Annotated in this window: 17 protein-coding genes; 6 read left to right on the top strand and 11 right to left on the bottom strand. The window is 73.3% G+C overall.

Annotation, left to right across the window (positions count from 1 at the left end):
• Nucleotides 1-73 precede the first annotated feature (73 nt).
• Nucleotides 74-496 carry a DUF6344 domain-containing protein gene (locus tag O3X23_RS00945; protein ID WP_269269052.1) on the top strand — a complete coding sequence of 141 codons (423 nt, stop codon included), beginning with the start codon at nucleotides 74-76 and terminating at the stop codon, nucleotides 494-496.
• Between the two features lie 272 nt (nucleotides 497-768).
• Entirely contained in the window at nucleotides 769-1,671 is a 903-nt protein-coding gene (locus O3X23_RS00940) for a SigB/SigF/SigG family RNA polymerase sigma factor (RefSeq protein ID WP_269269051.1), read from the top strand.
• Nucleotides 1,672-1,744: 73 nt separating this feature from the next.
• Here the strand turns inward: O3X23_RS00940 and O3X23_RS00935 are convergent, their stop codons facing one another.
• Nucleotides 1,745-2,248, bottom strand: coding sequence for a DUF5949 family protein (locus O3X23_RS00935; RefSeq protein WP_269269050.1), 504 nt, complete (start codon nucleotides 2,246-2,248; stop codon nucleotides 1,745-1,747).
• A 375-nt stretch (nucleotides 2,249-2,623) separates the two neighbouring features.
• On the opposite strand from O3X23_RS00935, the gene O3X23_RS00930 reads away from it, so the two are divergent.
• Nucleotides 2,624-2,881, top strand: a complete 258-nt coding sequence (locus tag O3X23_RS00930; RefSeq protein ID WP_269269049.1) for a chaplin — start codon at nucleotides 2,624-2,626, stop codon at nucleotides 2,879-2,881.
• Nucleotides 2,882-3,082: 201 nt separating this feature from the next.
• Here the strand turns inward: O3X23_RS00930 and O3X23_RS00925 are convergent, their stop codons facing one another.
• The gene (locus tag O3X23_RS00925) at nucleotides 3,083-3,952 is read right to left on the bottom strand and encodes a tyrosinase family protein (RefSeq protein WP_269269048.1); all 870 of its coding nucleotides are present in this window, start codon (nucleotides 3,950-3,952) and stop codon (nucleotides 3,083-3,085) included.
• A 20-nt stretch (nucleotides 3,953-3,972) separates the two neighbouring features.
• Entirely contained in the window at nucleotides 3,973-4,458 is a 486-nt protein-coding gene (locus O3X23_RS00920; RefSeq protein WP_269269047.1) for a tyrosinase family oxidase copper chaperone, read from the bottom strand.
• A 326-nt stretch (nucleotides 4,459-4,784) separates the two neighbouring features.
• Here O3X23_RS00920 and O3X23_RS00915 point away from each other — a divergent pair, with 326 nt between their 5' ends.
• The 3 genes from O3X23_RS00915 (at nucleotide 4,785) to O3X23_RS00905 (ending at nucleotide 7,854) form a co-directional block, all read left to right on the top strand.
• Nucleotides 4,785-6,218: a glycoside hydrolase family 26 protein gene (locus tag O3X23_RS00915; RefSeq protein WP_269269046.1), complete on the top strand. Its 1,434-nt coding sequence runs from the start codon at nucleotides 4,785-4,787 to the stop codon at nucleotides 6,216-6,218.
• A gap of 151 nt (nucleotides 6,219-6,369) precedes the next feature.
• On the top strand, nucleotides 6,370-6,780 hold the full coding sequence (locus O3X23_RS00910; RefSeq protein WP_269269045.1) for a rodlin: 411 nt from the start codon (nucleotides 6,370-6,372) through the stop codon (nucleotides 6,778-6,780).
• A gap of 297 nt (nucleotides 6,781-7,077) precedes the next feature.
• On the top strand, nucleotides 7,078-7,854 hold the full coding sequence (locus O3X23_RS00905; protein WP_269269044.1) for a hypothetical protein: 777 nt from the start codon (nucleotides 7,078-7,080) through the stop codon (nucleotides 7,852-7,854).
• A gap of 64 nt (nucleotides 7,855-7,918) precedes the next feature.
• Here O3X23_RS00905 and O3X23_RS00900 read toward each other — a convergent pair whose 3' ends face one another.
• From O3X23_RS00900 to O3X23_RS00865, 8 genes are read right to left on the bottom strand one after another with little or no spacing between them, the layout of a single operon-like run.
• Nucleotides 7,919-9,073 (bottom strand): GNAT family N-acetyltransferase, encoded by a 1,155-nt coding sequence (locus tag O3X23_RS00900; RefSeq protein ID WP_269269043.1) that lies wholly within the window; start codon nucleotides 9,071-9,073, stop codon nucleotides 7,919-7,921.
• The gene (locus O3X23_RS00895) at nucleotides 9,073-9,735 is read right to left on the bottom strand and encodes a lipopolysaccharide biosynthesis protein (protein WP_269269042.1); all 663 of its coding nucleotides are present in this window, start codon (nucleotides 9,733-9,735) and stop codon (nucleotides 9,073-9,075) included. Before O3X23_RS00895 ends, O3X23_RS00900 begins: the two co-directional genes overlap by 1 nt.
• Before the next feature lie 26 nt (nucleotides 9,736-9,761).
• Nucleotides 9,762-10,877, bottom strand: coding sequence for a glycosyltransferase (locus tag O3X23_RS00890; RefSeq protein WP_269269041.1), 1,116 nt, complete (start codon nucleotides 10,875-10,877; stop codon nucleotides 9,762-9,764).
• Complete coding sequence (locus tag O3X23_RS00885; protein WP_443047654.1) at nucleotides 10,874-11,785, bottom strand: polysaccharide deacetylase family protein; 912 nt, start codon at nucleotides 11,783-11,785, stop codon at nucleotides 10,874-10,876. Before O3X23_RS00885 ends, O3X23_RS00890 begins: the two co-directional genes overlap by 4 nt.
• Nucleotides 11,775-13,463 (bottom strand): murein biosynthesis integral membrane protein MurJ, encoded by a 1,689-nt coding sequence (gene murJ / locus O3X23_RS00880; protein ID WP_269269040.1) that lies wholly within the window; start codon nucleotides 13,461-13,463, stop codon nucleotides 11,775-11,777. The genes O3X23_RS00885 and murJ overlap by 11 nt, the downstream gene beginning before the upstream one ends.
• Complete coding sequence (locus O3X23_RS00875) at nucleotides 13,460-14,854, bottom strand: O-antigen ligase family protein (protein ID WP_443047653.1); 1,395 nt, start codon at nucleotides 14,852-14,854, stop codon at nucleotides 13,460-13,462. The genes murJ and O3X23_RS00875 overlap by 4 nt, the downstream gene beginning before the upstream one ends.
• Nucleotides 14,855-14,856: 2 nt before the next feature.
• Nucleotides 14,857-16,326: a sugar transferase gene (locus tag O3X23_RS00870; RefSeq protein WP_269269039.1), complete on the bottom strand. Its 1,470-nt coding sequence runs from the start codon at nucleotides 16,324-16,326 to the stop codon at nucleotides 14,857-14,859.
• Nucleotides 16,323-17,507 (bottom strand): glycosyltransferase family 4 protein, encoded by a 1,185-nt coding sequence (locus O3X23_RS00865; RefSeq protein ID WP_269269038.1) that lies wholly within the window; start codon nucleotides 17,505-17,507, stop codon nucleotides 16,323-16,325. Before O3X23_RS00865 ends, O3X23_RS00870 begins: the two co-directional genes overlap by 4 nt.
• Nucleotides 17,508-17,767: the final 260 nt, after the last annotated feature.

The raw sequence follows: 17,767 nt of genomic DNA, 5'->3' as shown, positions 1-17,767 counted from the left end.
GATCCCGCGATGGTCGCTCCCCGTCCACATGATGAGGGACATACGCAGACCAACCGATCGAAAGCGAGGGGCCGTGGCCACCACAGCCAGCACCGCAACCGCCGCAACTGCCGCAACCACCAAGGTCGCGCAGTTCTGGACCGTCTTCCTCGGCGTTCTCGCCGGGATCCTCACCGCGCTGCGGCTCACCGCCCCGGCCGAGGCCGTCCGCCGGGCGGTCGGGACGTCCGAGCGGCCCGCGCCGATCGTCCCGCTGCCGCGCCACGCGTCCTTCGCGGCCTGCACGGCCCTCACCGGGAGCGAGCCCCGCCGCGAAGGGTCCCTGCCGCCCACCATCAAGCAGCGCATCCGCGCCGAGGCCCACGGCGCCTCCCCCGTCTCCCGCCAGCGCACCGCCGGCCTCGGCGACACGAGCCCCGCCCCGGTGACCGACGCCCCCGCCGGCGACCTGGTCCCGGCGGACGAGCGCTTCGAACGGTTCCCCTGCGCGGCCTGACCCCGCCCCGGACCGACCGCCGGAACCACCTGACGTGTCGAGACCGCCTCCCCGGAGTGCGGGAATCTCCACGCCCCAGAACTTCTCCCCCTCCAGGACGCTCCAGCCACCCGCACCGCATCCGTTCCCTCCAGGGCCCCGACGCCGCGCCGATCCGCCGTACCGACCCCCCGAACCCGCCCGCGAAAGCAATCGTGAAGATTGCGGGTGTGAGAGGGAAAGGCCGGGGTAGGCGGGTGCTATTGCCGGTTGCTCCTGGGAGGATGAGGAACATGACAGCGCTAGTGAACTCGGCCGACGCAGCTGTGGTTGCCGACACAGCCGTCGTTGATGGCCCGACCACGGGCGGCTGTGCCTCGTCGGTGACGGAGCTGCCGTGGATCGAGGAAGCCGGCAAGGTCGCGCCGCAGGACGCGCGAGCCCTGTCGAAGCTCTTCTTCGACCGCCTGCGGACGCTGGACGAGGGGACGCGCGACTACCAGTACGCGCGGAACACCCTGATCGAGTTGAACCTCTCCTTGGTCAGGTTCGCCGCCGGCCGGTTCCGCAACCGGTCGGAGGACATGGAGGACATCGTCCAGGTCGGCACGATCGGCCTGATAAAGGCGATCGACCGGTTCGACCTGTCGCGCGAGGTCGAGTTCACCACGTTCGCCATTCCGTACATCTCGGGTGAGATCAAGCGCTTCTTCCGGGACACCAGCTGGGCCGTGCACGTGCCGCGGAGCCTCCAGGAGCGCCGGATCGCGCTGGCGCAGGCGAAGGACGCGCTCGCCCAGCGGATGGACCGTTCCCCGACCACCGCGGAGCTGGCCGAATACCTGGACCTGACCCCCGCCGAGGTGAACGAGGGGCTCGTCGCCAGCAACGGCTACACCGCCGGCTCCCTTGACCTCCCGGCGGGCGAGAACAACGAGGAAGCCGCGGGCAGTTCGTTCGTCGACCGGCTCGGTGAGGACGACCCGGGCATGGAGGCGGTCGAGAACCTCCAGGCCCTCAAGCCGCTGATGGCCGAACTCGGCGAGCGGGACCGTGCCATCCTGCGGATGCGCTTCGGCCAGGAGATGACGCAGTCCGAGATCGGTGCCGAGCTCGGGGTCTCCCAGATGCACGTGTCCCGGCTGCTGACCCGGACCCTTACCCGGCTGCGCGCCGGGCTGCTCACCCAGTCGTAGGACACCGGAAGCGCCACGAAGGTCCCCGCGGGCACTGCCCGCGGGGACCTTCGCGTTGGTGCGGGCCGGGGCGTCAGCCCTGGAGGGAGCCGACGGGTACGAAGCAGTGCGCGGAGCCGGCGAGCATCGTCTCGTCGCCCACGAAGGACTTGAGGAGCTCTTCGCTGACCGGCTTGCCCGGTGCCGCCTCCGGCCACGGCCGGGTGGCGAACAGGAAATACACCATGCCGCGCTCGCGGGCCGCCTCCACCCACTGCTCGGGCACGGGGCAGGCCGCGTGCAGGTACGGCATGGTCAGGACGGCCTGGCCGCCCTCGACCAGGAGCTTCACGGGGGCCTTGGACAGCTGGGCGATGTCCAGGACGGCTCCGCCGACCGGCAGGCCGACCTCCTCCATCGCCGCCGCGATGGCGCTCTCCGCCACCTCCGGGCCGCCCTCGACGTCGCCGAGGGAGTAGGCCAGGAGGAACGCGATGTCCCGTTCGTCCTCGGTGTGCTCGCCGGCCCAGGGGATCACCGCGAGGGTGCCCATCTGGCTCTGACGCGTGATGTCCGGAGCGGTACTGGTCTGACTCATGGCAACGGACTGTAACGGCGGTCCGGGCCCGGCCCGCCCCGCAGTCACCTGACCGAGCGAGTCCGCACTGTTAAACCAGCCGAACGAGGTCTTGTCGATCGCACATGCGATACGACGGTATGTCCGGAGAAAAGCGCCGGTACCCCCGCGCCGCCCGTGTCCGGCGGAAGCCGTGATCGTTGGACAGGGCGCAACACCCCCGCGCGAAGGCTCCGGAGCGTCCAAGCTTCGGGGCCTTTGGTGTCGGGCCGCCCTCACGGGCGGTGACGTTCATCAGTTCAGCTCAACCTGCGTGACTATGCGGCATTCACACGCGTTGCGCAGGCGTCAATGCCGCAGGAACTGCGGTTGGGTTTCACCATCAAGGAGATTTCGATGTCGCGTATCGCCAAGGCAGCCGCCATCACCGCCGCGGCCGGTGCCGTTCTGGCCGCGGGTGCCGGCATGGCTGCCGCCGACGCCGGTGCCCAGGGTGCTGCCATCGGTTCCCCCGGCGTTCTGTCCGGCAACCAGGCCCAGGTCCCCGTTCACGTGCCGATCAACGTCTGCGGCAACACCGTCAACGTGATCGGCCTCCTGAACCCGGCGTTCGGCAACCACTGCGAGAACGTCTCGGGCCACGACGCCTGGTAGTCCCGGCTCCCAACAGCTGTGGGGCCGCTGGACCGGACGACGACCGGCCCGGCACGACGGGCCGGCGGGACGAAGCACGACCGTCCTGTCACCCGTCCGTTCAGCGGCCTGGGGCGAACGCCCCCGTCCAACCGGTGCGGCCTCCCGCGATCACTTCGCGGGAGGCCGCACTCGTACGTTCGCTCGCCGGTCCTGAGCGGGTCAGTTCTCCTCGTACCGGTAGGCGTTGTGCAGGCTCATGACCTCGGACGGCTTGGTCTTCCACGGCGGCATGGGCTCGTTGAAGCTGATGACGCGGCCGTGCTCCGGGTCGGAGGCGGCCAGCGGCCGGGCCGGCAGGTACCCCGACTTCGGGTGCATGCGCTGCCAGCGCAGCCAGACGAGGTCGATGAAGGCGTGGTGCAGCCAGAAGACCGGGTCGTTGGGCGAGGTGGCACCCGTCATGTGGCCGCCGATCCACTGGTGGACCCGGTTGTGGAGGAACCCGCCCTGCGCCTCGCCGACCGTCCACCCCTCCAGCCGGTTGCGGAACCCGCGCGTAGTGGCGGTCGAGTTCCACGGGGCGGCGTCGTAGAGCGGGTCCTGCAGCACCTTGTCGAGCTCCGCCTTCGTGGGCAGCGCGATCGGGCGGTCCGGGCGGCCGAACTGCCGCGTCAGGTACTTCTCCTCCGTGACGCCGACGGAGATCGGCCACTTGCCGTAGGAGTAGGCGAAGGGCCCGGTCATGACCTGGCCGTCGGATGCGCGGCCGTCGCCGCCGAGGAAGTCGGACGCCCAGATCGAGGAGGTCTTCGAGTTGTCCCGCGTCCAGTCCCAGTAGGGCAGGGTGACGCTCGGTTCCACGGACTGCAGCGCGCGTTCGAACTCCAGGAGGAGCCGGCGGTGCCACGGGAAGAACGTGGGCGTCATGTGGCCGACGCGTAGGCCGGTGTCCCCGTCGGAGACGTAGTACTGACCGTGTATGCGGACGAACTCGTCGTAGACGCCCTTGCCCTTCAGTTTCAGGACCGCGCGGACGAACGTCGCCCGCTGGGCGCGCGTCATGTTCTTCTGGTTCTGGCGGATGTACACCGGTCTCGGCCCTTCTGCTGTCAGTGCTGGTAGGAGTTGCCGGCGAGCGACAGCTTGGCCGCGCCGATCACGTCGACCGCGCCGCGGGCCGTGTCGAGCGGGGTGGCGTACGGCTGGTAGTGGTTGGCCACGCTCACGTAGGTGCCGTCCGCGCGCCGCATGACGTGCAGCATCCTGCCGTCGATCAGGATGACGACGGGAGATCCGTCGGTCTCGGATCCGTCGGCCGTGCCGGTGGGCACACCCTGGATGCGGCGCCCCCGGTAGACCTCGTCGAAGCCTCCGCCGGCCGGTTCCGGGGCGGGCCCGGCCGGGTCGTTCCCCGAGGCGGACCTGCCCGCCGCGGACTTCTCCCCCTCCGGCTCCCCGGACGTGACGATCGGGTAGAGCACCGCGGTCGTGCCGGTGACGGCGACGGCGGCGGTGAACGCCGCACGGAGCACCCGGCGGCGGGTGTGGGCGGCCGGCGCCGCTTTCCCGCCGCCGCTTTTCTCGGCCTCGTTCATGATCGGTTCTCCTCGCTATCGGCCGCTACGGCCGGACCTGTGAGGAGCGGCGGTATCGCGACGCATCCGCCCGGAAGGGCGTCGCCGACTGTCCGTCAGCTATTCACCATCATCCTGTGCTTGGCCGGATAACGCACACCGGTGAAGGGCAACCGGTGGCCGCGCATTCACTCGATCTGACGATCCGACGGATTTGCGAGCGGTTCTGACCCCGCCCCGCTTCCTAATGGACTATCAGAACAGGCCCGCCCACCCGGCTCCTCGTACTTTCTGAATTACCGTCCGGAGATAAAGCTCCGAGGGGTAACGTCGCAGGAGGAGCAACTATGGCCCACCGACGCCACACACTGACCGGTGCATGTGTCGGAGCGGTCGCCGCCGGCCTGCTCCTGCTCGGGATGCCCCACACCACCGTCGACGACCTCGGCACCACGGCCGCCGCCACCGATCCGGCACCGCCGTCACCGGCGGCCGGACCGCCGGGACCGGGGCCGACCGGGGCCGCGCTTCCCGCGCCGGCCTTCGGACACACGCCGATGGGGGCCTTCACGTCCTCCGGCGCCGACGGGGTGCGGCGGATCGCCGACCTGCAGAAGTGGCTGGGCGGCACCGACCTCGCGGTGGGCCACACGTACCTTCCCGGCGAGCACTGGGACACCATCGAGGGCGAGCCGGAGCTGCTGCAGCCCTGGGCCCAGTGGAAGAACGCGCGGCCGGACCGGCTCTTCGTCCTCAACGTGCCCATGCAGGAGCGCAACGAGCAGCACATCCCCGACAGCCAGGTGCGGACGCTGCTGCGCTCCGGGGCGGCGGGCCGGTTCGACGGCCACTTCCTCGAGCTGGCGCGGCGACTGGTCGGGCTGGGCGTGCCCGACACCGTCATCGTGCTGGGCTGGGAGATGAACGGAACCACGTACACGCACCGCTGCGGTCCGGATCCGGCGTCCTGGAAGACGTACTGGAACCGCATCGTGACGACGATGCGCAGCGTTCCCGGCCAGCGGTTCCGGTTCGACTTCACGCCCAACCGAGGTCAGGACGCGATCGGCTGGACGTCGTGCTACCCGGGTGACTCCGTGGTGGACATCATCGGCATGGACTCCTACGACCAGCCGCCGGGCGACTCCTTCTACGACCAGGTGGAGGAGCCGTTCGGGCTCCAGGCGCAGGTGGACTTCGCCGCCGCGCACGGCAAGGCGATCTCCTATCCGGAGTGGGGACTCTTCCGGAACGGCGACAACGCGGACTACATGCGGATGATGCTGCAGTGGATCACCGACCACCGGGCGGTGTACCAGACGCTGACGGACTACTGCCCGCACGGTGTGTGGCAGTGCTCGGACAACCCCAAGTCGTCGAAGGTGTTCCGCTCGAAGAACTTCGGCCGGGTCGAACCGGTGCCGGCGCCGACCCCCGCGCCGAGCGTGCCGACTCCTGACCCGACGACGACCCCGACCATCCCGACGACCCCGACCACGCCGACGACCACCCCGACCGGGACGCCGGGTGCGACGCCCGGCCCGACGCTCACTCCCGTGCCGGCTCCGAGTCCCGGTCCGGGTGCGAGCACGGCCGTGCCCGCACCGACCGTCATGGTGCCGGTCCCGGTCGGGGCCTTCCGGCCCGCTCCGACGCTCGGGTCACCCGCGGCGCCCGCCGAGGTCTGCCTGCCGCTCGAACTGGGAGACGCGAGCAAGCACCAGTTCGGCCTTTCGAAACTGTGTTTCCGGATCGAATGGCAGTCCGCGAAGAAGATTTGACCGGAAAGCGATACGCCCGGCGGCAGGCCGCCGGGCGTATCGCCGGGAATACCGGTTGGGCCAGTGGAGTGAAATCGCGGAACCAAACCCGAGATGTGCAGTTGATCAGTTCGCTTCAATGACAGGAACATCGTTTCAAGAAGGGCGAACCGTGCTTAAGAAGTTCATGGCCAGTGCAGCAGTTGCCGTTTCCATCGTCGGTCTCTCCGCCATGGCTGCCCCGCAGGCGCTGGCTATCGGTGACGACGGCGGTGCCTCCACGGTGAACGGCAACGGCTCCGAGTCGAACTACGGCAACACCCACACCGACGGCACGATGAGCCCGCAGGTCGGCCTCGTCCAGGGCTCGCTCAACAAGCCCTGCATCGGTCTGCCGCTCAAGGCCAACGTCGGCTCGCTCATCGGCCTCATCCCGATCACGGTTCAGGACGTCAACGTCCTGTCGTCGCCGCAGAACCAGCAGTGCACCGAGAACTCGTCCCAGATCAAGGGCGACGAGCCGCTGTCGCACATCCTGGACCAGATCCCGGTGCTCTCGGGCAACGGCGTCAACAACGGCTGATCACCGACACCTCATCGCACGACCGTGGCCGCGTACCCCGTACGCGGCCACCGTCGCGTCTCCTGCCGGTGCCGCGCCGGTCCCGGTGCACCCGATTGGCGGACGGGTCCGCGGCCGGCCCCCGGCGGTGGCCCCGGACGGCGATCACGGTGCGAACAGCGGCCGTTCGGGCGCGGACGCCGCCCGAACGGAGGAGCGCGACACGCAGACGCCCAGAGTTGACAGGTTGCGGGGCCACCGTTCGCTTTCGACGGTTGTGGAGTAAACCCGCCTGTTCAGCGAAGGGACACCATCTCCATGCGCACCCACCGGACGACCGGCGTGATCGTCTCCACCGCCCTCGTCGGCGCACTCGCATTCGGCACCGTGGGAACGGCGTTCGCGTCCTCGGACACCGATCACACCGCCACCTTCACCGGTCTCACCGTGCCGGCGGCACCTGATGCCGCCACCCTCCTCGCCCAAGCCAACGCCCTCGGTCGACTCGGCGCCGTCCTGACGCCGGTGACGGACGCGGTCAAGGCCGTCCTCGCGGCGCCCGGCAACAAACTGTCGGCCGCGGACGCCACGAAGGACGCCGACGCGGTCAAGGCCGCGATCGCCGCCATGGCCGCGGCGATGCCGGCCCTCCCGGCCGCACCCGCACTCCCGGCCGCACCGGCCGCACCGGGCGCGCCCGTGCTGCCCGCCGCCCCCACCTTGCCCAAGGCTCCGGTGCTGCCGAAATCCCCCGCACGGCCCGCCATGCCGACGCGCGGCATCAACGCCACGGGCGTCACCGCACGTGCCGATCTCACGGGTGACGCGCTGGCCGGTCTGCAGAAGGCCGTCACCGACCTGCTGACGTCCGCCACGTCGGGCGACGCGACGGGGGCCATCGGAGGGGTGCTCAAGGTCGTGACCGACCTGGTCAACGTCCTGGTCTCGTCGTTGCTGGGCGGCGCGCTGCCGACAGCTGACCTGGCCGGACTGCCGAAGCTCCCGGCCGTCCCGGCACAGCTCCCGGCTCCGGCTCCGGTCTCGGCCCCGGTTGCGGCTCCGGTTGCGGTTCCCGCGCACGGCCTCGCCGGCTGACGCGTTCAGGACCTCGACGACCTGCGGAGCGCGGATGGACGCGCTCCGCAGGTCGTTGCCGTTCTCAGACCCGCTTCGCCCGCCAGGCGTTGAGCCGGGACCGCCAGGCGCGCACCGCCGGCAGATGGCGGCGCACCGCCGCGGCCGCCCGGTCCCGGAGCGCGGCCCGGGCCACCTGCAGCAGGAGGACGGGGGCGAGCAGGGGCGACGTCATCAGCAGCCGCTGGTTGGCGACCAGGTCGGGGCACCAGGGGAGCTTGTTCGGCTCGTTGCCGCGCAGCAGGCTCAGCGCACCGCCGCCGCCCGAGGCGGCCGCGTGGCCGGCGCCGTTCCTGATGAGCATGGTGGTCAGGTCGGCCTTGGTGTCGCGCAGCCGGGGGTCGGCGCCGAAGAGGTAGCCGCCGACCAGTCGCGGGGAGAGCAGCTTGAGGTCCGCCGCCAGCACCTCGCCGCCCAGCCGGTACTCGGTGATGACGGCGTCGCCCCCGGCAACCATGTGCTGCCCGGCCCGCTTGAGGTGGGCGGCGAAGCGCGGCCTGGCGTGCTCCGGGGTCACCCCGCGCCCCTCCCACTGCAGGATGTGGAGGCGCAGCAGGTTCTCGACGGCCGTGGGCACCTCGTGTTCGGGGACGACGCGCTCCTCGATGCCCAGCGCGTCGAGCTTGCGCACGTAGGACCGGGTGCGCTGGCCGCGGGAGGTGGACATGCGGGTGATCAGTTCGGGCAGCGGGACGCCGGGCAGCTCCATGCAGACGGAGTCCGCCAGCCGCCGCTTCGGTCCCCGCCAGCTGCCGTAGAGCCGTTCGGCGGCGGCGCCGGGCCGCACCTCGCGCAGGTCGATCAGGGCGCCGCGCGCCGCCTGGCGCAGGCCCACGGCCATCGCGGTGGCGGCGGCGTCGGTGGCGTGGTCGTCGAGCAGCACGTCGGAGAAATCGGTGATCTCTCCGCCCAGCGGCACCAGGACGGGCAGCGGGCGGTGGACGAGCATCAGCGGGGCGGCGCCGATGAGCTCCCCGTCCTGCCGGACCAGCAGGACCCGCAGGCGTCCGGCCCGCCCGTACGACGTCCACCACGAGTGCAGCCAGGAGTGGCTCTGGAACGGGGTGGCCGTCCGGCAGTGCCGGTGCAGGCGTCCCCACTCCTCGCGCAGACCGGCGAACTGCCGCGGGTCGCGGCACATCGTCACCGAGCGGACGGAAGCGAGGTCGCCGCCGGTCATCACGCCATCTCCTTGACGGCCGGGTGGATGCCCTGGGCCGGCGCGGGCACGGCGGCGTGGCCGCCCGCCCGGCGGCCGCGGTGGCCGGGGCGGACCAGCAGGACCAGCGCGCCGAGCAGGCCGCCGGCGCTGCCGCCGACCGCGCCGGACAGTGCGGTGGAGGACGAGGCCGGTGAGGCGGGCACGGCGGCCGGGGAGAACACCAGCAGCCGCACCCCGGTGTTGGCGGTGTTGCGGTTGCCGGTGGCCGTCAGGGAGTTCGCCACGGCGTTGGCGATGTCCGAGGCGTCGCGGGCCCGGGTCCCGGTGCCCGTGATCGAGATCATCGGCGCGTCGGGCGACGTCGCCACCTGCACGTTGCCGCGCAGCTGGGCGAGGGGGACGCCCGCGTCCTCCTGCGCGTCGACGAGCACCGTGGAACCGGTGACGACACGGCCGTAGGCCTGCGCGAAGCCCAGCGCGGTGGCGGGGTCGGAGCGCTGCGGGACGACGATGACGTAGCTGGTCGCGGAGTACTGCGGCGGGGTGGTCAGGCCGTAGCCCAGACCGCCGGCCAGCCCGAGGCCGAGGCACAGCGGCAGCGGCCACCAGCGCGGCAGCCGCCGCGTCACGTCCCGCAGCCGGCTCGGCGCCTTGGGGGCGTGGGTTCGGATCTCGTCCATGGGATCGCTCTTTCTGTGGGCTCCGGTCAGGGCCGGGCGGCGGCGAGGGCGTACAGCGCGGCCAGCCGGCCGGCGGTGCCCGCGATGTCGTAGTGGCCGACGGCGGCGGGCACCGGCAACCGGTGCGGTCCCGCCTCCTGGTGCTGGCGCAGGGCGGCGGCGAGCGCGTCGGCGGCGGCGCCGATCCGCCGGGCGCCGGGGGCGTGCGCGGCGGGCAGGTCGTCGATGGCCGGGCAGGTGACGTACAGGACGGGCAGTCCTGCCGCGAGGGCCTCCAGGACGGCGAGCCCGAAGGTCTCCTCACGGGAGGCGGAGACGAAGAGGTCGACGGCCGCGAGCAGCGCGGGGAGGGCCGGCGCCGTGCCGGGACCGTCCCCGCCGCCGGTCTCACCCAGCAGGTGGATCCGGTCCGCCGCGCCGAGCCCGGCGGCCAGGCTCAGCAGGGCGTCGCGTTCGGGTCCCGCGCCGGCCAGCAGCAGTCGGGCCCCGGGGCGGTGGGCGACCGCGCGCACCAGCAGGTCGAACCGCTTGCCGGGCACCAGCCGCCCCACGCCGCCCACCACGAAGGCGTCCGGCGGCAGACCGAGGCGGGTGCGCGTGGCCGCCCGGACCGCCGCGTCGAAACGGAACGCGCCGGCGTCGATGCCGTTGGGCACCGTATGGATCCGTGGCCCGGGGATGCCCCAGGCGCGCAGCCGTTCGGCGACGGTGTCCGAGACCGCGACGGTGGCGCTGCCGAGCTTCTCGGTGCCCCGGTACAGGGCGCGGGTGCCGCGGGTGAGGGGGCGGCCCTCGATCGTGGTCGCGCCGAGGGAGTGCTCGGTGGCGACGACGGTGCGCACCCCGGCCAGCCGGGCGGCGATCCGGCCGTAGACGCAGGCCCGGTAGAGATGGGTGTGGACCAGGTCGTAGTGCCCGGCGCGGATCAGCCGGGTGAGCCGGGGCAGCACCGTGAGGTCCCGGTTCCCGTTCATCCCCAGATGGGTGACGGGGGTGCCGTCGGCGCGGATACCGTCGGCGACCGCACCCGGGTGGGTGAGGGTGATGACCTCGCAGGACACCGGCAGATGCCGCAGCAGCAGCCGTAGTTGCTGCTCGGCCCCGCCGACGTCGAGCCCGGTGATGATGTGCAGGACCTTCATCGGCCGTCCTGCCCGCCCCGGGGCTCCGGGGGGACCGGCGGGCCCTCGGCGGGGCGGGTGCCGGCGCGGTCCCGGGCGCCCGGGGCCGCGCCGCGGGCGTACGGCAGCGCGGCGTGGCCGGCCTCGTACGGCAGCGTGCGGCGGAGCAACAGGTGCCGCAGGCGCTTGAGGTGCAGGCGCGCGTCGGTGTCCCGCTCCCCGACGTAGGCGCGGGGCAGCGCGTGCGTCCCGGTCAGCGGGCCCGCCGCGACGGCGCAGCCGTAGGTGTACCCGGCCGCGAGCACGGCGTTGACGACGCGCGCGTCCACCTTGCCGTACGGATAGCAGAAGCCCTCGGGGGCCGCCCCGGTGATCTCCTGGAGCCGGTCGCGGCTGCCGCGCACCTCGTCGGTCAGCACCTCGTCGGCGGTCTCCGTCAGATCCTGGTGGACGAGGCCGTGGGAGCCGATCTCCATACCGGCGGCCGCCGCGGCGCGGATGCCCTCCTCGGTCAGCAGCGTCTTGCGCGGCCCGAGTTCGTCCCACTCGTTGCCGCCGCCGAGCCTGCCGGGCAGGACGAAGACGGTGGCGGTGTGCCCGTACCGGCGCAGCAGCGGCACCGCGTGCTCCACGAAGTCGGTGTAGCCGTCGTCGAAGGTCAGCCCGACCAGCCGGTTCCCGCGGCCTTCCGCGCGGGCCCGCAGCAGCTCTGCCATGCCCACCCCGGTCAGGCCGCGGCGGTTCAGCCACGTCAGCTGCCGTTCGAGCCGGTCGGGGCTGACGGTGATCAGGTACGGATCGTCGGCGCACTCCCCGACGGAGTGGTACATCAGCACCCACGGCGCCGTCCGGCCGCCCCGTCTGGACAGGGTGTCGCGGGCGGCCGGGCGGCGGGCGGGGACGCGGACGGGTGCGGTGTCAGCGGGCATGGGGCAGCTTCCGTTTCACGGTGGCGAGCAGGTGCGGGATTTCCGGCACCCGTACGGCGGCGGCGGTCGCGGTGGCGACGGCCGGCACCACGAGACAGCAGACGGTGAGGGACAGCAGCGGTCCGGGCAGCAGGTGCGCGGTGGCCCAGCCGGCCGCGCACGCGGCCGCGGCGGCCACGACGAGCCGGCCGAGCCCGGCGGCGACCGTGCCGGCCCGGATGGCGATCACCCGCGTGCCGAGGCCGCGCAGCAGCAGCACGGCGGTGGCCGTGATGCCCGCGGCGTTGGCGCCGGCGATGCCGTGGATGCCCCAGTACCGGACGGTGACGGCTCCGGCGACGACGGTGATCAGCAGTCCCGCGCCCATGGCGGCGGCGGGGTACCAGATGGGCCGGGCGGCCGAGAAGAACGGCCGGACGAGGGCGCCCACCATGCTCTGGCCGAGCAGGCCCAGCGCGTAGACGCGTATGACGGACGCGGTCGCGCCGGTGTCGGCCGCGTCGAAGGCGCCGCGCTGGAAGAGCAGTTGGACGATCTGCGGGGCACAGGCGATGACGAAGGCGGTGCCGAGCAGCACCACCATGCCGGCCAGCGTCAGATCACGTTCCACCCGGCGCCTGGCCCGGTCCGGCTCACCGTCGGCCAGCGCCCGCGCGACCACCGGGAAGGTGACCGTGACGATCATCAGCGAGAGCACCATGGGCAGTTGGGCGACCTTCTGCGCGTAGTTCAGGTGCGAGATGGCGCCCGCGGGGAGCGGGGCGGCGAGGAACCGCTCGATGAGCACCTGCGCCTGGCGGCAGAGGCTGAAGACGATGACGGGGGCCAGCAGCGCGATGCCGAGGGGCGCGGGGCCGCCGGCCGTCGCGGCGGCCCGCACCGAGCGTCGCGGACGGGTGCCGCGCGGGGGCAGCCGGCGCAGGAACGCGGGGAGTTGGACGAGCACCATCAGCAGGCCGCCGACCGCGACCCCCGCGGCGGCGGCGCGCACGCCCCAGCGGGCGTGGAGCAGCACCAGGGTGGCGACGATGCCGATGTTGTAGACGACGTAGATGGCCGCGGGGGGTACGAACCGGCGGTGGGCGCGCAGCGCGGCGCTGAAGTAGCCGGTGAGGCCGAACGTCAGGACGGTGGCGGCCGTCAGCCGGGTGCAGTCGACGGCGAGGGCGGGGTCCCGCAGGCCGGGCGCCAGGATCCCGACGAGCGCCGGCGCGCACAGTTCGAGCAGTGCCATCGCCGCGGCCAGGGCGAGCAGCAGCCGGGGCAGCGTGGCCGCCACCAGCGCCCTTACCGGGTCCGGCCCCGGTTCGGTGCCCCGCCGGGCCAGGGCCAGGCTGAACGCCGGGACCAGCAGCAGGGCCATCGCGTCCTCGATGAGGACCGTGGAGGACAGCTCCGGCACGGTCCAGGCGACCAGGAAGGCGTCGGTGGCGGGTCCCGCGCCGAAGAGGTGGGCGATCGTCTGGTCGCGGACCAGACCCAGCAGCGAACCGAGCGCGGTGAGCGCGGCGGTGAGGGCCGCCGCCCGCGCCAGCACCCGCCCCAGGCCGGACGGTTGGGGCCGCTCTTCCGCCGGTCCGCCGCCGTCCGGCGCGGGGGAGGGAGCGGGGACGGTGCCCGAAGGGGCGGACCGTGCCGGCGGCGGTGGGGGTTCGGGTGGCGCGGTCGTGTCCGTCATCGGGTGGCCTCCACCCCGCCCGCGGCCCCGTCCGCCGGGCGCAGCGCCCAGGCGGCGGCCAGCCCGAAGAGCATCGCGGTGAGCACGGTCGAAGGGCCGCCGATGTCCGCGTACAGGAAGTCGACGCACTGCCAGAGCAGCAGCCCGGTCGCGATCAGCCCGCACTCGGCGCCGCGGCCCGCGCGGCGGGCGCCCGCCAGCCGGCTCAGCCCGCGGGCCAGCAGCGCCGCCCAACTGCCGACGATGAGGGTGACCCCGATCAGCCCCTGCTCGCTGAGGATGAGCAGGTACATGTTGTGCGGTGACAGCAGGGGTTCGCGCGCGAACGCCTGGCCCGCGCCGTCGGTGTCGCTGCCCGAGGACAGGTCGAGGGCGGCGTGGCCGTCGCGGTGGGCGGGGAAGCCCTTGAGGCCGACGCCGGTGGCCGGCCGTTCGCGCCACATCCCGGTGGCCGCCGCCCACAGGCTGTACCGGTCGGTGACCGACGAGTCGGGCGCGTCGGTCACCTGCGTGATGCTGGCGACCCGGTCGCTGATCAACTGCGAGCCGGCGCCGGCGCCGCCGACCAGCACCACGCCCGCGGCGGCCGTCACCGCGAAGATCCTGACCGCCTGCCGCCGGCCCGCCAGCACGGTCATCACCGAACACGCCAGCACGGTGGCGATCCAGGTGCCCCGGCTGAAGGACAGCACCAGCGGGACCACGAGCGCCGCCGCGCAGCCCAGCGCGAGCGGCCGCAGCAGCCGGGGGCAGCCGGGCGCGGGCGGTGCGAGGGCCAGCCCGACGGCGATCACCAGCCCGTAGGCGACGACGGTGGCCATGCCCATCACGTCCGAGGGACCGAACGTGCCGACGGCGCGGATGTTCTCGCCGACGTATGACGCGCCGGTGCCCGTCGCGTACTGGTGGACGCCGATCGCGCCCTGCACCAGGGCGAGCAGGACGACGGCGCCGGCCACCACCAGGAAGTCCCGCCGGGTGCGCAGCAGGAGCACCAGCGCGGTCGGCACGAGGACGAAGACCTGGAGGTACCGCACGAACCCGGCGACCCCCTCCGCCGGATCCGACGCGGCGAGCGCGGCGACCGCGATCGCGACGACGGGTGCGCCCAGGACGAGGGCGGCAGCCGCCGTCAGCGGGCGCGTTCGGGCGCGCAGCGCCCGCAGGGCGCAGAACGCGACCAGCACTCCGGAGGCCGCGTCGGCGGGGGTCAGCTTGCCGGAGGCGCTCACGTCCCCCGCGCCGATGGGGGCCGCGAGCAGCAGCACGGTCGCCACGGCGGGCAGCAGCGGCCCGAGCCACGCCCAGCGGCGGGCGGCGCGGACGACCGGCGGGCGGGCGGCCGACGCGTGCCGTACCGGGCGGGGGGCGGTGTCCGGGAGGACGGTCACGCTCAGCTCCCCCCGAACCGGAAGAGCGCCGTCGCGGTGCGCAGCAGGATGCGGATGTCCTGCCACAGCGACCAGCTCTCGATGTAGTGGTTGTCGAAGCGGGCCCGGTCCTCGATGGAGGTGTCGCCGCGCAGCCCGTGGATCTGCGCGAGGCCCGTGATGCCCACGGGCATCCGGTGCCGGTCCTTGTAGCCGGGGTACGTCTGGGCGAACTGGTGGACGAAGTAGGGCCGTTCCGGCCGGGGGCCGACCAGGCTCATGTCGCCGCGCAGGACGTTCCACAACTGCGGCAGCTCGTCCAGCGAGGTACGGCGCAGGAAGTGGCCCACGGCGCTCATCCGCCGGTCGTGCGAGACGTTCCACCGGGTGGCCGACTCCCGCTCGTCGCTGGGCCGCAGGGTGCGGAACTTCAGCAGGGTGAACGGCCGGCCGTCCAGGCCGACGCGCTCCTGCCGGAAGAGCACCCCGGGCCCGTCGGAGATCCGGACGGCGAGCGCGCTGAGCACCAGGATCGGGGCCGCGGGGAGCAGCGCGAGGAAGGAGAGCAGGGCGTCCAGCACCCGCTTGGCCACCAGTCCGGCGCCGGGGCGCGGGTAGGGGTCGAGGCGGGCGCACGCGAAGCCCCACAGGTGGCCGGCGGCCGGCCGCCCGGCGGTCCTGGAGCCGGGCCCCGACGTGACCTGCCACAGGCAGCAGCCCCGGGCGGCCAGCAGCCGGACCAGGTTCGCGGCCGCCGGATTGCCCGCGGGCGCCCCGGCGAAGACGGCGTAGCGCACGGAGTTCTGGATGATCGCCCGGTGGATGTCGCCGACGGAACGGAGCACCGGCAGCGCCGAGTCCGCGCCCGGAGTGTCGTACGGGAGCACCACGCCGACCGGCCGCATGCCGTACTCGGGGTGCTCGTACAGCACTTCGGCCACGTCCCGGACGACGGGACCGGCGCCGATCAGCAGCGTGGAGCGCGGATGGCGCCCCGCCGACCAGCGCTGGAACCGGTAGATCACCGCGCGGGCGGCGCAGGCCAGCAGGCCGGTCGCGGCGATCGTGGTGAGCAGTACCGGCCAGCCGGGGGAGTGCGCCGGGCTGACGGCGGCGAGCGTGGCGGCCGAGGCGCACCAGGCGAGGGCCGAGCAGCCCAGCAGTCCGGGCAACTCGTCGAGTGCCGCCGGGTCGAGGCCCGTGCGGTAGAGCCCGGAGTAGGTGTGCAGCAGCGTCAGGCACACCAGGAGCGGGCCGAGCAGCAGCACCGGGGCACCCGGGCGGACGGCCAGCACACCGGCGGCGGCCAGGCAGTCGGTGGCGACGAGGGGGACGACCGCCCGGTGCCGGACGGGGACCCGTGCGTGGGGCCGCCGTACAGCGGCCCCCGACGACCTCCGGGGCGGTGAGATCGGAGCGGTGGTGGTGGGCGCGGCCGTGGTCTGCCGCACGTTCCGGGCCGGGTGGGGCGCGCTTGCGCTCTCCGTCGTCATCTCGTGATGCGTTCCCTGCACTCGGGTCGCGACGGATCGAGCAGGTCGCGGTAGAGGTCCGCGACCGATGCCGTGGTCCGTCGCACGTCGTATGTCGTGCGCACGTGGTGGAGGGCCCGGCGGGCGGCGGTCGCGCGGACGCCGGGGTCGGTGAGCAGCCCGAGGAGGGCTGAGGCGAGGGCGCCCGGGTCCTCCGGCGGCACCAGGCAGAGGTGTTCCTGGCCGGGCGGCAGGCTCTCCCGGGCGCCGTCGACGTCGGTCATCACCACGGGGCGGCCGCAGGCCATCGCCTCCAGCGGGGCCAGCGCCATCCCCTCCCAGCGGGACGGCTGGACCACCACGTCGGCGGCCCGGTACCAGGGGACCGGGTCGCGGGTGGCCCCGGCGAACAGCACCCCGTCCGGGGCGCTCAGGAGCAGCCGGTCGCGGTCGGGTCCCTCACCGACCAGGACCAGCCGGGCGCCGGGCAGCCGGGCGGTGACCTCGGGCCAGGCCCGCAGCAGCAGATCCTGGCCCTTCTGCGGACACAGCCGGCCCACGCAGACCACCAGCCGGTCGGTGGGGCCCAGGTCGGAGAGGGCGGGCAGCGAGCCGCGCAGCCCGTGGGCGGTGTCCGGCGGCCCGCCGTCGGGAGCGAAGTGGTCGAGGTCGACGCCGTTGGGGACGACCGCCCAGCGGGCGGCGATCCCGGCCCGCTCCCCCGTCCGCCGTTCGCTCTCGCTGACGCAGAGCACCCGGGTGGCCCAGCGTGCGGCCCACCGCTCCCAGCGGAGGGCCGCGTACGCGGTCGCGCCGCCGACCGCCTCGAAGGACCAGGCGTGCGGCTGGAACACCGTCGGGACCCGGCCGCGCACGGCCAGCCGTCCGGCCAGTCCCGCCTTGGCGCTGTGGGCGTGGAGCAGGTCGGGACGCACCTCGCGGACCACCCGGCGGGCGCGTCCGGTCTCACCGGGGAGGCCGGGACCGGGGGAACGTCCGGCCGGCCAGGGCACGACCTCGGCGCCCGCCTCGGCCGCGTCACCGGCCAGCACGCCTCCGGGAGGGCAGGCCACGACCGCGCGGACCCCTTCACGCACCTGGGCCCGCACCAGGTCGGTGACGACGCGGGCGACCCCGCCGTCGACGGGCTGGACGAGGTGGAGCACCGTCAGCCGGCCGGGGTCCTGCTGGTGTTGCGGCATCGCGCGCCGTTCTCTCTCTCCGCGACCTGAAGAATCGGATGTGTGCTGCCTGCCGTGTCCGCCGCCTCAGCGGTCTGTCCCGCTATAACGAGGGGTGTGCCGGGCAGGTAATCCTTGATTAATCAGCACTCCTGTGTTGACGTCGCCGCGTTGACGAACAAATGACCGGGGATTCACCTTCCGGGGGAGACACTCCCGGTGGACTCATGCGTTGATAGTTCCGTTGGTCCATCCGGGCGAACGCCGACGCAGACTCTCCA

Source organism: Streptomyces sp. H39-S7 (assembly GCF_027158205.1).
GTDB lineage: Bacteria > Actinomycetota > Actinomycetes > Streptomycetales > Streptomycetaceae > Actinacidiphila.
Note: the sequence above shows the minus strand (reverse complement) of the source record. Positions and strands in the feature narration are given on the sequence as shown.